Below are 13,589 nucleotides of genomic sequence, written 5' to 3' on the forward strand. Positions count from 1 at the left end.
GACGCGATTGCAGGGGATCACTGCTCAGAGGTGCCGTGGCGGGGGCATGAGGGCGAATCCCCTGCATCCGTGTCAGGGCTCGACACCCAGGCGTTCGTCGCGCATGGCGGCGGGAATAGGCTGAGAGGCATGGTGCACGAGGTGTCAGAACTGTTCGATGCGAGCGAGTGGACCGACGCGGCATCCGCGATCGCGCGCCCTAGGGGCGATGGGTCGAGCGGCCTCACCGACATCACCTACCACCACTCGAACGACGGCCGCATCGCGCGCATCGCCTTCGACCGGCCCGAGGTGCGCAACGCCTTCCGCCCGCACACCGTCGACGAGCTCTACCGCGCCCTCGAAGACGCGCGCACGAACCCGCGCATCGGAGTGGTGCTGCTGACGGGCAACGGGCCGAGCGCGAAAGACGGCGGCTGGGCGTTCTGCTCGGGCGGCGACCAGCGCATCCGCGGGCGCGACGGCTACAAGTACTCAGACGCCGAGACGGCCATCGTCGACGGAGCGGGCGGTGATGCCGACGCGCCGGGCAGCCATGGCGCGGTCGGTCGCCTGCACATCCTCGAGGTGCAGCGGCTCATCCGCTTCATGCCGAAGGTCGTCATCGCTGTCGTGCCCGGCTGGGCGGCGGGCGGCGGGCACTCGTTGCATGTCGTCTGCGACCTGACGATCGCGAGCCGCGAGCACGGCCGCTTCAAGCAGACCGATGCCGATGTCGGCTCGTTCGACGCGGGCTACGGCAGCGCGTACTTCGCTCGGCAGATCGGGCAGAAGTTCGCCCGCGAGGTGTTCTTCCTCGCCGAGGAGTACTCGGCCGAACGCGCCTACGAGATGGGCGCCGTGAACCGCGTCGTGGGGCATGCCGAGCTCGAGCGCGAGGCGATCGCGATGGCCCGCACGATCCTCACGAAGTCGCCGACCGCGATCCGCATGCTGAAGTTCGCGTTCAACGCGGTCGACGACGGCATGGTCGGCCAGCAGGTCTTCGCCGGCGAGGCGACGCGCCTCGCCTACGGCACCGACGAGGCCGTCGAGGGGCGCGACGCCTTCCTCGAGAAGCGCGACCCCGACTGGGGTCCGTACCCGTGGCACTACTGAGACGGCGGCGCCGGCGATGAAACCGCTCAGACAGGTTTCGGCGGCGGATGTCGCGGAGCTGACCGAGGCGCTGCGCGGCGCGCTCGCCGGTGGCGACGCCGTCTGGCCGGTTCCGGCTGAGGTGACCGATTCGAGCGCGACCGGGTCGGCCGCGACCGAGTCGGCCGCCGACCCGGTTCCGGCCATCGTCGCCGACGACGTCGCACTCGTGGTCGAGACGAGCGGGTCGACGGATGCCCCGAAGCGGGTCATGCTCTCGGCCGAGGCCTTCATCGCGAGTGCCGACGCGACGGCCGACCGGCTCGACGGCCCGGGCCGGTGGCTGCTCGCGTTGCCCGGGCACTACATCGCCGGCGCGCAGGTGCTCGTTCGATCGATCCTCGCCGGCACGACGCCGGTGCTGCCGGGCGAGGGGCCGTTCACGCCGGAGAGGTTCGCCGAGGCATCCGCTCGCCTTGGCGCCGACGCGCCGCGGTACACCTCCCTCGTGCCGGTGCAGCTCGCCCGCATCGTCGACCGGGCCGAGCGCGACGCCTTCGTGGCCGCAGCGCTCATCGGCTACGACGCGGTGCTCGTCGGCGGTCAGGCGCTCGCCCCCGAACTCGCAGTTCGGGCCGAAACGCTCGGCGCGCGCATCGTGCGCACCTACGGATCGAGCGAGACCGCCGGCGGCTGCGTCTACGACGGTCGTGCACTCGACGGAGTGAGCGTGCGCATCGCCGACGGCCTCGTCGAACTCTCCGGGCCGATGCTCGCCGAGGGCTACCTCGGCGACCCCGGGCGCACCGCCGCGACGTTCACGACCGATGCCCGGGGCGTCCGCTGGTATCGCACGGGCGACCTCGGCGAACTCGGGCCCGACGGCACCCTCCGCGTCCGCGGGCGTGCCGACGACGTCATCATCTCGGGCGGAGTGAAGGTCGTGCTCGGCGAGGTCGAGCGCGCGATCCGCACGGTTCCCGGCTTCGCAGACGCGGTCGTCGTCGCGGTCGACGACGCCGAGTGGGGTCAGCGGCCGGCGGTCGCGGCGACGGGAGCCGCGGCATCCGCGACCCTCGCAGAGCTCGCAACGGCGACGGATGCCGCGGGGCTCTCGCCTGCCGCGCGCCCCGTGCGCATGCTGCGCCTCGACGCGCTGCCGTTGCTCGCGTCGGGCAAGCCCGACCGGCGTGCCGTGGCGGCGCTCGTCGGCTGACGGCCGGTTCGCACGCACGGCGAACTAGCATTGAGTGCGTGGCGCGCCCGAAACCCCAGAGGATGAACCCCGCCGACGAGATCGCGAAACGCGAGACCGCACGTGCGAAGGGCGGTGCCCCGAACTCGACCGGCCGCTCGACGTCGAGGCGCACCGTCGCGGCGAACCCCGGCTCGAAGGCCGGAAGCGGGAAGGCTCCCGGTCGCTCCGATCGCGCCACGGCCGCCGACTGGCTGTCGGGCGCACGCCTGCGCACGCTGCCGCTCGCCATCGCCCCGGTCGCGCTCGGCACGGGGGCGGGCATCGTCGCGATCCCCGACGGCCCGTGGCATCCGGCGCGAGCGCTGCTCGCCCTCGTCGTCGCCCTCGCGCTGCAGATCGGCGTCAACTACGCGAACGACTACTCCGACGGGGTGCGCGGCACCGACGAGCACCGGGTCGGCCCGGCCCGGCTCACCGGCTCGGGCGTCGCGAAGCCCAAGCAGGTGCTCGCCGTCGCGCTGAGCTTCTTCGCCCTCGCCGCAGTGGCGGGCCTCGCGCTCACCGTCGTGACCGGGCAGTGGTGGATGCTCGCCGTCGGCGCCGTGGCCATCGTCGCCGCCTGGTTCTACACCGGCGGCAAGCACCCCTACGGCTACTACGGTCTCGGCGAGCTGTTCGTGTTCGTGTTCTTCGGCATCGTCGCGACGGCCGGATCGGCCTTCGTGCAGGCACTCGACGTCAACCTCGAGGCCTGGCTCGGCGGCGTCGGGGTGGGCCTCATCGCCTGCGCGGTGCTCATGGCCAACAACCTGCGCGACGTCGCCCAAGACAAGGTCGCCGGCAAGCGCACCCTCGCGGTGCTCGTCGGGCCGCTCGCGGGGCGCATCCTGTTCGCGGTCTTCATGCTCGTACCGTTCGCGATCGTCGCGTTCTTCGCACTGCTCTACCCCACGGCGTGGCTCGTGATGTTCGCCCTGCTCGCGGCACTGCCGGCCTGCCTGATCGTGCTCACCGCGAGGACGCCGCGCGAGCTCATCATCGCGCTGCAGCTCGCGAGCCTCACGGCCCTCGTCTACGGCATCGGGCTCGGGCTGGCGTTCGCGCTCTGACTGGCGTTCGCGCTCTGACTGGCGTTCGCGCTCTGACTGGCGTTCGCGCTCTGACTAGCGGTCGCGTGAGTCGCGTTCGATCGCGGCGTCTTCGACCTCGTCGTCTTCGGCGACGAGCGGGGTCTCGCGGTGGCGCGCGGCGTACAGGTCGCTCGCCATCGACTCCCGCGGCCGGCGCAGGAAGAGCAGCGAAGCGCTGAGACCGAACACGGCCGCGACGATCGTCGAGACCAGCGGATCGACGCCCGCGATGAGGAGCACCGCGAGCGGAACGGCGAACAGCAGCACCCGCAGCACGGTGTACCAGATCCAGACGGGCAGGGACTTCACCCTGACAGTTTAGGTCGATGCGGCTGAGCGCACTCACAGCCGCATCGGGCCAGGACGTGCCTAGACTGGGGGCATGGCCCGGCTGCTTTTCGGACTCGGCGTCGCCGCCGTGATCTTCACGATCTACGCCGCCGCCGACTGCGCGTTCTTCGACCGATTGCGCATCCGCGGGCTGCGCCGCGGCTGGTGGATCGTCATCATCCTCTTCGTGCCGATCATCGGGGCGCTGCTCTGGTTCATCATCGGCCGGGGCCGTGCCGAACGACTGCCCGGCGGGCGTGCACGAACCGTCGCCCCCGACGACGACGTCGACTTCCTGCGCCGGCTCAACAACGACGCGGCGCAAGACGAGCGCATCCGCCGTCTCGAGCAGGAACTCGCCGAGCTGGACTCCGACGCCTCGAACGACGGCGCCGATGATGCCGATGGCACGCTCGGCACCGAGCGCAAACGACCCGACACCCCTGAGACGCCGGGTGAGCCCGGTCCGTCGGGCCGCCCGAATGGCTGAGCCGGCCCTCCGAATCCCCGGCACGAGTCCCGCGAGCGACAGCGCGCTGGCGCTGCTCGCCGGCCTCGTCGGCGCGGGCGTCGCCGATCTCGTCGTCGCACCCGGATCCCGCTCGCAGGCGCTCGCGCTCGCCGCCGCCGAGCTCGAACGCGTCGGCGCCGTTCGCCTGCACGTGCGCATCGACGAGCGCGGGGCCGGGTTCCTGGCGCTCGGCCTCGCCGTCGAGTCGGGGCGACCCGTGCCGATCATCACCACCTCGGGCACCGCGGTCGCGAACCTGCACCCGGCCGTGCTCGAGGCCCATCACTCGGGCGTTCCCCTCATCGTGCTCTCGGCCGATCGGCCGGCGGAGCTCCGCGGCATCCGCTCGAACCAGACGACCATGCAGCCCGGGATCTTCGCCGGGGCGGTGCGTCTCGAGCGCGATGTCGCCGCGCCCGAAGGGGCGATCGGCGAGTCGGATGCGGCGGCGCGCCTCGCCCGCGACGCCGTCGCTGCGGCACTCGGTCGCGACACCGACGGGGTGTTCGTGCCGCATCCCGGCCCGGGCCCGGTGCACCTGAACCTGCAGCTGCGCGAGCCGTTGTCGGCGGCGCGATCGATCGACGGCGCCGTTCCGCAGCTCGCGACGAGCGCGCTGCACTCGCCGCACGCGCTCGCCTCGTTCGCGGCCGACAGCGGCGCCCGCCCTGCGCTCATCCCGCGTGGACCGCGCACCGTCGTCGTCGCGGGCGCCGGAGCCGGGGCCGGCGCCGAGGAGTTCGCCCGCGACGGCGGCTGGCCGCTGCTGGCAGAGGTCGCGAGCGGCGCCCACTTCGGGCCGAACCTCGTCGTCGCCTACCGGGAACTGCTGCGCGAGCCGGGCTTCGGCGACCAGATCGAGCGGGTCGTCGTCTTCGGGCATCCCACCCTCTCGCGAGAGGTGCCCGCTCTCGTGCAACGCGAGGGCGTCGAGACGATCGTCGTCGAGCCGTGGGGCATCGAGTGGTTCAACCCGGGGCGTCACGTGCGGCGGTTCGAGCGTGCCGTGGTCGCCGAGCGTCATGAGCAGTCGGCCGACGAACGCGCGTGGGTCGGCCGGTGGGTGCACGCGAGCCGCACGCTCGTGCAGGCAGGGCTCCCCACCGCGGTCGTGCATCGCAGCGGCATCGACGAGACCGGTCATGTCTCGGACTTCGAGGCCCAGCGCGAGTACATGAAGGCGCAGCTCGCCGCGGTGCGCGCCCCCATCACCCGACGCATGCTCGTCGACGCCGTCTGGTCGGCGACCTGGCCGCACGACCGGTTGGTCTTCGGGGCGTCCCGCCTCATCCGAGACGCCGACCGCGCGGTGCCCGGGCGCCGCATCCCGGTGCACGCGAACCGCGGGCTCGCCGGCATCGACGGCACCGTGGCGACCGCCGTCGGCATCGCCCTCGCGAGCCAGTCGGCGCTTCCGGGCGAGCAGGTCGAGCACGGCGCCGCCGCGGATGCCACGGCGACGGCACCGGCGCGCACGCCGCCCACCCCGCCCGCTGCGGTGACCCCGCCCACTGCCCACGCCGGCGTGACCCGCGCCCTCATCGGCGACCTCACGCTGCTGCACGACGTCGGCTCGATGCTCATCGGCGAGGGCGAATCGCGGCCCCGCGTGCAGCTGATCGTCGGCAACGACGGCGGCGGAACCATCTTCGATTCGCTCGAGGTCGCGGCATCCGCCCCAGCCGAGGCGTTCGACCGGGTGCAGTTCACGCCGCAGCACGTCGACCTCGCGGCGCTCGCGACCGCGTACGGCTGGGCCTACGCCAAGGCGACCACGCGCGGCGAGCTCGACGAAGCGCTCGGCACACGGGTCGACGGGCCGTCGATCCTCGAGGTGCCGCTGCCGCGCTGAGCTGTCTCTGCCACAGGGTTCCGGCGGTCGGCACTTGCCGCGGCATCCGCTCGCTCGGCAGGATGGAAGCCGGTGCGGCACCTCGCCGCTCGAGGGAGCGAGACATGAGCCGAGAGTCGTACTGGATCACCGACCCCGCCGATCTGCTGCGGGTCCGCGACGGATTCGAGCTGTCGAAGGCCGATTCGCGTGCCTCGCCGGGCTTCGACGGCGACAAGCAGGCGGGGCAGGCCGCGCTCGCCGAGGGCGCCGTGATCCTCGCCGAGCTGCAGGAGCAGCTCTTCGCGATGAGCCGCATGGGCGACGAGCGCCGCATCCTGCTCGTGCTGCAGGCCATGGACACGGCGGGCAAGGGCGGCATCGTCAAGCACGTCATGGGTTCGGTCGACCCGCAAGGCGTGCATTTCGCCGCCTTCAAGAAGCCGACACCCGACGAACTGCAGCACGACTTCCTGTGGCGCATCCACCAGCAGGTGCCGGGCGCGGGCATGATCGGCGTCTTCGATCGCTCGCACTACGAAGACGTGCTGATCGGCCGGGTGCGCGCCCTCGCGTCGCCCGAAGAGATCGAACGCCGCTACGCCGCCATCAACGAGTTCGAAGCCGAACTCGCTGCGACCGGCACGACGATCATCAAGGTCATGCTCCACATCTCGCGCGACGAGCAGAAGGCGCGGCTCACCGAGCGGCTGGCACGCCCCGACAAACACTGGAAGTTCAACCCCGGCGACGTCGACGAACGATTGAGGTGGAACGACTACGCCGCCGCGTACCAGCTCGTCTTCGAGCGCACCGTGACACCGAACGCCCCGTGGTTCGTGGTTCCCGCCGACCGCAAATGGTATGCGCGGCTGGCCGTGCAGCACCTGCTGATCGATGCGCTCGAGGCGATGAATCTGGACTGGCCGAAGGCCGACTACGACGTCGCCGAGCAGCAGAGGCGGCTCGCCGCGAGCTGACCGGCTCGCGAGGCCTCGGGGGTCGACTCAGCCGCCGAAGGCCTCGACGATCGGGCGGAACTTCATGACGGTCTCGGCGAGTTCGTCGGCCGGCACCGAGTCGTGCACGATGCCGCACCCCGCGAACGCGGTGACGGTGCCGTCGGCGTCGACCTGCGCACACCGCAGGGCAATGGCCCACTCGCCGTCGCCGCCGCCGTCGATCCACCCGACGGGGCCGGCGTAGCGGCCGCGGTCGAAGCCCTCGAGCTCGGCGATCACCGGCAGCGCCACGCGCCGCGGCGTGCCGGCGACGGCGGCAGTGGGGTGCACCGCCCGCACGAGGTCGAGCGAGCTCGAACCATCGCCGAGCGTGCCCTTGAGATCGGTCGCGAGGTGCCACAGGTTCGGCAGCTGCAGGGTGAACGGCTCGGGGCTCGTGTCGAGGCGGGCCGTGTGCGGCGCGAGCCGCTTGACCGCGCTCTGCACGGCGAGGGCGTGTTCGGCGCGGTCCTTCTCGGACGCCGCGAGGGCGAGCGCCCGCTCGCGGTCGGAGGCCTCGCCCGCGCCGCGCGAGGCGGTGCCCGCGAGCACCCGCGCCGAGACGGTGCCGTGGTCGACCCGCACGAGCGTCTCGGGGCTCGCGCCGATGAGCCCGTCGACGGCGAAGACCCACGTGTCGGGGTAGTCCTCGGCGAGGCGGTTGATCGTGGCACGGAGTCCGGCGTCTTCGTGCAGTTCGCCGACGAGCTGCCGGGCGAGCACGACCTTCTCGAGTTCACCGGCGTCGATGCGGCGCACGGCCTCGGCGACGGCGGCCTCGTAGGCCTCTGGCGGCACCGAGCCCGGCGTGAATGCGACCCTCGGCACCTGCCGCTTCGGTGCCGGCTCGGGCAAGGCGACCTCGGCGGAGCCGGAGGCATCCGTCGCCTCGTCGTCGCCGGTGTCGAGCGAGATCCTCGTGACCCAGGCGCGGCCGTCGCGCCGGCCCATCACGAGCTCGGGCACGATGAGCACGCTCGTCGCCTCGGACTCGTCGGCGAAGGCGAAGGCGCCGAACGCCACGAGTCCGGTGCCGGGCAGGCCGACGCGGTCGTCGATCCGGGCGAGCTCGGCGAGCGAGGTCCAGGCCGCAGCGGCGTCTTCGACCCGGTGCGCGCCGCTCGTCTCGATGCGAACGACCTCGCCGAGGCCCACGATGCCCTCGCCGCGACGCATCCAGACGAGCGGATGCCGCGGGTCGGCGCGTGGGATCAACGGCTCCGTCTCGTCGACGGCGACGGTGCGGACGACGAGCCGAGCACTCGCGGCGTGCGCCGCGCCATCCGTCTGATTCACCGCCCCAGCCTACGCCCGGGTACGCGCTCTAGGATCGAGGGATGACCCGCGCAGACCTCGGCAAGCAGCCCGACCAGGTGTCGGCGATGTTCGATCGCGTCGCCGCGAGCTACGACCGCACCAACACCGTGCTCTCGGTCGGCAACGCCCCCCTGTGGCGGGCCGCCACCACGCGCGCGGTCGATCCGCGGCCCGGGCAGCGCATCCTCGACGTGGCAGCGGGCACCGGCACGTCGAGTGCGAGCCTCGCGAGGTCCGGGGCATCCGTCGTCGCCGCCGACTTCTCGCCCGGCATGATCGAGGTCGGCCGCAAGCGGCAGGCCGGGGTGCAGAACCTCGTGTTCGTCGAGGCAGACGCCACGAAGCTGCCGTTCGGCGACGACGAGTTCGACGCCGTCACCATCTCGTTCGGCCTGCGCAACGTCAACGAGCCCAAGACCGCCCTCGCCGAGTTCTTCCGCGTCACCAAGCCCGGCGGCCGTCTCGTGATCTGCGAGTTCTCGACCCCGCCGGCGCCCCTCGTGCGCACCGGCTACGGCCTCTACCAGCGCTACGTCATGCCCCCGCTCGTGAAGCTCTCGAGCTCGAACGACACGGCCTACGACTACCTCAACGAGTCCATCAACGCGTGGCCCGATCAGCGCACCCTCGCCGGGTGGATCCGAGAGGCCGGCTACACGGATGTCGCGTGGCGCAACCTCACCCTCGGTGTCGTGGCCTTGCACCGCGCGCGCAAGCCTCTCTCCTGAGCGGCGAGGCGCGCGCCGACCGTTCGCTGTCATCGACGTCGGAGCGGGGAACACACCCAGATAGGCTAGTGAGCGTGAAACCGAGTCACCCGGTCGCCCGTCGAGGCTCATCGCTCGCCGCGAATCTCGGCCTCAGCGAACGCGTCTTCGCGTCGTCAGCCGACAAGGCCATGGCCAAGGCGATCGACGCCGGACTCGACCGCGTCGAGGCCGGACTGCTCGACGAGGTGCGGTTCGCCGACACCATCGCGGATGTCTCCACCCGCTACCTGCTCGAAGCGGGCGGCAAGCGGGTGCGCCCGATGCTGACGCTGCTCACCGCGCAACTCGGCGCCGGCGTCACCGACGACGTCGTCACGGCCGCCGAGGCGATCGAGATCACGCACCTCGCGAGCCTCTACCACGACGACGTCATGGACGAGGCCGATCGCCGCCGCGGAGTGCCCAGCGCGCAGGCCGTGTGGGGCAATTCCGTCGCGATCCTCACCGGCGACCTGCTCTTCGCCCGCGCCAGCCAGCTCATGGCCGGCCTCGGCGAGGGCGCCATCCGCATGCAGGCGAACACCTTCGAGCGGCTCGTGCTCGGGCAGCTGCACGAGACCGTCGGGCCGCAGCCGGGCGACGACCCGATCGCGCACTACATCCAGGTGCTCGCCGACAAGACCGGCTCGCTCATCGCGGCCGCGGCCCAGTCGGGCATCATCTTCTCGGGCGCCGACCTCGGCCTCGAGGCCCCCATCATCGAGTTCGGCGAGAAGATCGGCGTGGCCTTCCAGCTCGTCGACGACGTCATCGACCTGTCGCCGCAACCCGCCGAGACCGGCAAGGTGCCCGGCACCGACCTTCGCGCGGGCGTCGTCACGCTGCCGATGCTCCGTCTCGCCGAGCACGCGAAGACCGACGAGGCATCCGCTGCCCTGCTCGAACGCATCGAGCGAGACGTCGTGGTCATCACCGACCCGGCCGCGCTCGGCGACCCGACCGACACGAACACGCTCGCCTCGCGCATCGTGCCCTCGCGCGAGACCGTCGACGCCATCGTCGCCGAACTGCGGGAACACGAAGCCACTCGCGCTACGCTCGCTGAGGCCCGACGTTGGGCGGGCGAGGCCGTCGCGGCCTTGGCGCCGCTGCCCGAGGGCAGCGTGAAGAAGGCGCTCACACGATTCGCCGAGACGGTCGTGGAGCGAGAGAGCTGATGGAGAGACCACGCACGTGACGAGGAACAAGCTGAGACTGGCGATCGTCGGGGCAGGCCCCGCGGGCATCTACGCCGCAGACATCCTGCTGAAGGCCGAGCGCAATTTCGACGTCTCGATCGACCTCTTCGATCACCTGCCCGCGCCGTACGGGCTCGTGCGGTACGGCGTGGCCCCCGATCACCCGCGCATCAAGGGCATCATCACGGCGCTTCGCGAGGTGCTCGACCGCGGCGACATCCGCATTTTCGGCAACGTGAAGTTCGGTGAAGACATCACGCTCGAAGACCTGAAGAAGCACTACAACGCCGTCATCTTCGCGACCGGTGCGGTGAAGGATGCCTCGCTGAACATCCCGGGCGCAGAGCTCGAGGGCTCGTTCGGCGCCGCCGAGTTCGTGAGCTGGTTCGACGGGCACCCCGACTTCCCGCGCACCTGGCCGCTCGACGCGAAAGAGGTCGCGGTCATCGGCAACGGCAACGTCGCGCTCGACGTGTCGCGCATCCTCGCCAAGCACGTCGAAGACCTCATGTCCACCGAGATCCCCGCGAACGTGGCCGCCGGCCTCGCGGCGTCGCCCGTGACCGACGTGCACGTGTTCGGGCGCCGCGGCCCCACCTCGGTGAAGTTCACGCCGCTCGAGCTGCGCGAGCTCGGCGAGCTGCGCGACGTCGACATGATCGTCTACGACGAGGACTTCGACTACGACGACGCCGCGCGCGCGGCGGTCGCCGGCAACAAGCAGGTCTTCGTCATCGACAAGGTGCTGAACCAGTGGCGCCAGCGCGAGGTCGGGCAGGCCTCGCGCCGCCTGCACCTGCACTTCTTCGCGAAGCCGATCGAGATCGTCGACGACGGCACCGGCAAGGTCGGCGCCATCCGCTGGGAGCGCACCGCTCCCGATGGCGAGGGCGGAGTGGTCGGCACCGGCGAGATCCGCGAGCTGCCCGTGCAGGCCGTCTACCGCGCCGTCGGCTACTTCGGCTCGCCGCTGTCCGGCATCCCCTTCGACAAGAAGTTCGGCGTCATCCCGAACCACGAGGGCCAGGTGCTGATCCGCGACAAAGAGTCGGGCGAGCCGCGACAGATGTACGGCGTCTATGCGACCGGCTGGATCAAGCGCGGCCCGGTGGGCCTCATCGGGCACACGAAGTCCGACGCCATGGAGACGATCAAGCACGTCATCAACGACCTCGGCAACTGGTGGACCCCCGAGTCCCCGTCCGAGGAGTCGGTCGTCGAGATGCTCGAGTCGCGCGGCATCCGCTGGACCGACCTCGACGGATGGCACCGCCTCGACGAGCACGAGCAGGCGCTCGGCTCGGCCGAGGGCCGCGTGCGGGTGAAGGTCGTGCCCCGCGACGAGATGGTCGACATCTCGCGCGGCGACGCCGCCTAGCGCCGCCCCGTCGCGGCCTGTTGAGAACCCGCGGCCGGCTCGTTCGCCTGCCGCTACGCTGCTCACCATGCCATCCGACTGGTCGACGCCGACGGTGACCGTCGTCGCCATGGGCCTCGGCTTCGCCCTCGGCTGGTGGCCGCTCGCGAACTGGGCCGCCCGGTCGATGCAGGGTGAGTGGATGCCGCGACAGCGCGTGATCACCGCCGTCGCCACCGCCGCGACCTTCGCCCTGCTCGCGTTCCGGTTCGGCGCGACGTGGACCCTGCCGCCGCTGCTCGCATTCGCCGTGGCGGCGACGGTGCTCTCGACCGTCGACCTCGCCGAGCAGCGCCTGCCGAACGCGGTCGTGTTCCCGGCCCTCGCCGCGGTGGGGCTGCTGCTCGTGCCGGCGAGCTGGGCCGCGAACGCCTGGATGTCGCTCGTGTGGGCGTTGGCCGGGGCGGGCGCGATGTTCGCCGTGTACCTGCTGCTCGCGTTGATCTCGCCGTCGTCGATGGGCTTCGGCGACGTGAAGCTCGCCCTCGTGATCGGGCTCCTCCTCGGCTGGTTCGGGCTCTCCGCCTGGCTGGGTGGACTCCTCGCAGCATTCATGATCGGGGGCGTGACCGCGATCGTCGCGCTCGCACTGCGACGGGTGACGCTGCGGGGGTCGATTCCGTTCGGTCCGTCGATGCTGGCCGGCGCCGTTCTCGCCGTGCTCGTGGTCGGTCCGTAGAAGACGACGCTTCGGGCTCCGCGGCTCCCAGGCATCCGCTCGATAGGCTGGCTCGCGATGGGGGAGGCGTGGGGTGAGCGAGAACGACCGCACTGAGTGGCGCCCCGATGTGCTCGGCGAGCACTTCGAGCAGCTCACTCTGCCGCTCGGACGCGACAGCGAGGGCGAGGTCGTCGCCACCCTCGTGCGGCACCGGCCGCCGTGGCGCCTGCGGATGAAGCCCGGCCCGGCATCGGGCGCCGACGTGCTCTACGTGCACGGCTGGAGCGACTACTTCTTCAACCCCGAGCTCGCCGAATACTGGTCGAACGCCGGCGCGCGCTTCTTCGCGCTCGACCTGCGCAAGTACGGCCGCAGCCTGCGCCCCGGCCAGACACCGGGGTTCATCACCGATCTCGCCGAGTACGACGCCGACATCGGTGCGGCGCTCGACGCGATGGGGCACGGGGCGCCCGATGCGGTGCTGCCCGCCTCGACGGCCAGCACCGGCCGCCCGCTGATCCTGCTCGGCCATTCGACCGGCGGCCTCACGCTCAGCCTGTGGGCCGCCCGGCACCGAGGGCGAGCCGCCGCGCTCGTGCTGAACAGTCCGTGGCTCGAGTTCCAGGCCAGCCGGGTCGGACGCGAGGCGCTGGCGCCCGTGATCGGCTGGGGTGCGAAGGTCACCCCGCTGGCACCGCTGCCGAACGTCGACCTCGGGTTCTACACCCGCACGGTGGCGAAGGAGCAGGACGGCGAGTGGGAGTACAACCACGAGTGGCGGCCCGCTCGCGGGTTCACGACGCATCCGGCATGGTTGACCGCCGTGCTCGCGGGACACGCCACCGTCGCCGCCCGCATCGACGTCGGTGCGCCGGTGCTCACCCTGCTGTCGAAGCGGTCGACCCTCCAGGCGCGCTGGGACCCGGCGATGGCGTCGAGCGACATCGTGCTCGTCGTCGACGAGGTCGCCGAACGCACGCTGCGACTCGGTCAGACGGGTGCCGTCACCCGCATCGACGGCGCGCTGCACGACGTCTTCCTCTCGCGGAAGCCGGTGCGCGCCGCGGCGTACGCCGCCATCACCCAGTGGCTCTGCGGCTACGCCCCGCACCGCCGCTGACGCGCCCGCCGCTGACGCCCCGCCGCCGCCCGCCGCCGCGCGCCGCTG

The 13,589-nt window shown here is 71.8% G+C and carries 13 protein-coding genes; 11 read left to right on the forward strand and 2 right to left on the reverse strand.

What is annotated here, in order from left to right; all coding sequences use genetic code 11:
- The first annotated feature begins 129 nt into the window (after window positions 1–129).
- From DCE93_RS01560 to DCE93_RS01570, 3 genes are read left to right on the forward strand one after another with little or no spacing between them, the layout of a single operon-like run.
- Window positions 130–1,098 (forward strand): 1,4-dihydroxy-2-naphthoyl-CoA synthase, encoded by a 969-nt coding sequence (locus DCE93_RS01560; protein ID WP_108594344.1) that lies wholly within the window; start codon window positions 130–132, stop codon window positions 1,096–1,098.
- A gap of 16 nt (window positions 1,099–1,114) precedes the next feature.
- On the forward strand, window positions 1,115–2,293 hold the full coding sequence (locus DCE93_RS01565) for an AMP-binding protein (RefSeq protein WP_108594345.1): 1,179 nt from the start codon (window positions 1,115–1,117) through the stop codon (window positions 2,291–2,293).
- Window positions 2,294–2,331: 38 nt separating this feature from the next.
- A complete protein-coding gene (locus DCE93_RS01570; protein ID WP_244284209.1) occupies window positions 2,332–3,384 on the forward strand; it encodes a 1,4-dihydroxy-2-naphthoate polyprenyltransferase in 1,053 nt (350 codons plus the stop codon).
- A gap of 54 nt (window positions 3,385–3,438) precedes the next feature.
- On the opposite strand, the gene DCE93_RS01575 is transcribed toward DCE93_RS01570, so the two are convergent.
- Complete coding sequence (locus DCE93_RS01575) at window positions 3,439–3,714, reverse strand: DUF4229 domain-containing protein (protein ID WP_108594347.1); 276 nt, start codon at window positions 3,712–3,714, stop codon at window positions 3,439–3,441.
- A gap of 73 nt (window positions 3,715–3,787) precedes the next feature.
- On the opposite strand from DCE93_RS01575, the gene DCE93_RS01580 reads away from it, so the two are divergent.
- The 3 genes from DCE93_RS01580 to DCE93_RS01590 all read left to right on the forward strand — a co-directional run bounded on the left by DCE93_RS01580 (window position 3,788) and on the right by DCE93_RS01590 (window position 7,057).
- Complete coding sequence (locus tag DCE93_RS01580) at window positions 3,788–4,225, forward strand: PLDc N-terminal domain-containing protein (RefSeq protein WP_108594348.1); 438 nt, start codon at window positions 3,788–3,790, stop codon at window positions 4,223–4,225.
- Complete coding sequence (menD, locus tag DCE93_RS01585; protein ID WP_108594349.1) at window positions 4,218–6,098, forward strand: 2-succinyl-5-enolpyruvyl-6-hydroxy-3-cyclohexene-1-carboxylic-acid synthase; 1,881 nt, start codon at window positions 4,218–4,220, stop codon at window positions 6,096–6,098. The genes DCE93_RS01580 and menD overlap by 8 nt, the downstream gene beginning before the upstream one ends.
- Before the next feature lie 104 nt (window positions 6,099–6,202).
- A complete protein-coding gene (locus DCE93_RS01590; protein WP_108594350.1) occupies window positions 6,203–7,057 on the forward strand; it encodes a PPK2 family polyphosphate kinase in 855 nt (284 codons plus the stop codon).
- Between the two features lie 27 nt (window positions 7,058–7,084).
- Here the strand turns inward: DCE93_RS01590 and DCE93_RS01595 are convergent, their stop codons facing one another.
- On the reverse strand, window positions 7,085–8,374 hold the full coding sequence (locus DCE93_RS01595; protein WP_244284210.1) for an isochorismate synthase: 1,290 nt from the start codon (window positions 8,372–8,374) through the stop codon (window positions 7,085–7,087).
- Window positions 8,375–8,415: 41 nt separating this feature from the next.
- Here DCE93_RS01595 and DCE93_RS01600 point away from each other — a divergent pair, with 41 nt between their 5' ends.
- From DCE93_RS01600 to DCE93_RS01620, 5 genes are all read left to right on the forward strand, one after another.
- Complete coding sequence (locus DCE93_RS01600; RefSeq protein ID WP_108594351.1) at window positions 8,416–9,123, forward strand: class I SAM-dependent methyltransferase; 708 nt, start codon at window positions 8,416–8,418, stop codon at window positions 9,121–9,123.
- 74 nt (window positions 9,124–9,197) lie between these two features.
- Window positions 9,198–10,322 carry a polyprenyl synthetase family protein gene (locus tag DCE93_RS01605; RefSeq protein WP_108596513.1) on the forward strand — a complete coding sequence of 375 codons (1,125 nt, stop codon included), beginning with the start codon at window positions 9,198–9,200 and terminating at the stop codon, window positions 10,320–10,322.
- 16 nt (window positions 10,323–10,338) lie between these two features.
- Complete coding sequence (locus DCE93_RS01610; protein WP_108594352.1) at window positions 10,339–11,721, forward strand: FAD-dependent oxidoreductase; 1,383 nt, start codon at window positions 10,339–10,341, stop codon at window positions 11,719–11,721.
- A 67-nt stretch (window positions 11,722–11,788) separates the two neighbouring features.
- Window positions 11,789–12,439 carry a prepilin peptidase gene (locus DCE93_RS01615; protein ID WP_108594353.1) on the forward strand — a complete coding sequence of 217 codons (651 nt, stop codon included), beginning with the start codon at window positions 11,789–11,791 and terminating at the stop codon, window positions 12,437–12,439.
- Between the two features lie 73 nt (window positions 12,440–12,512).
- A complete protein-coding gene (locus tag DCE93_RS01620; protein WP_108594354.1) occupies window positions 12,513–13,541 on the forward strand; it encodes an alpha/beta hydrolase in 1,029 nt (342 codons plus the stop codon).
- Window positions 13,542–13,589 lie beyond the last annotated feature (48 nt).

The organism is Agromyces badenianii, assembly GCF_003070885.1.
GTDB classification, from domain to species: domain Bacteria; phylum Actinomycetota; class Actinomycetes; order Actinomycetales; family Microbacteriaceae; genus Agromyces; species Agromyces badenianii.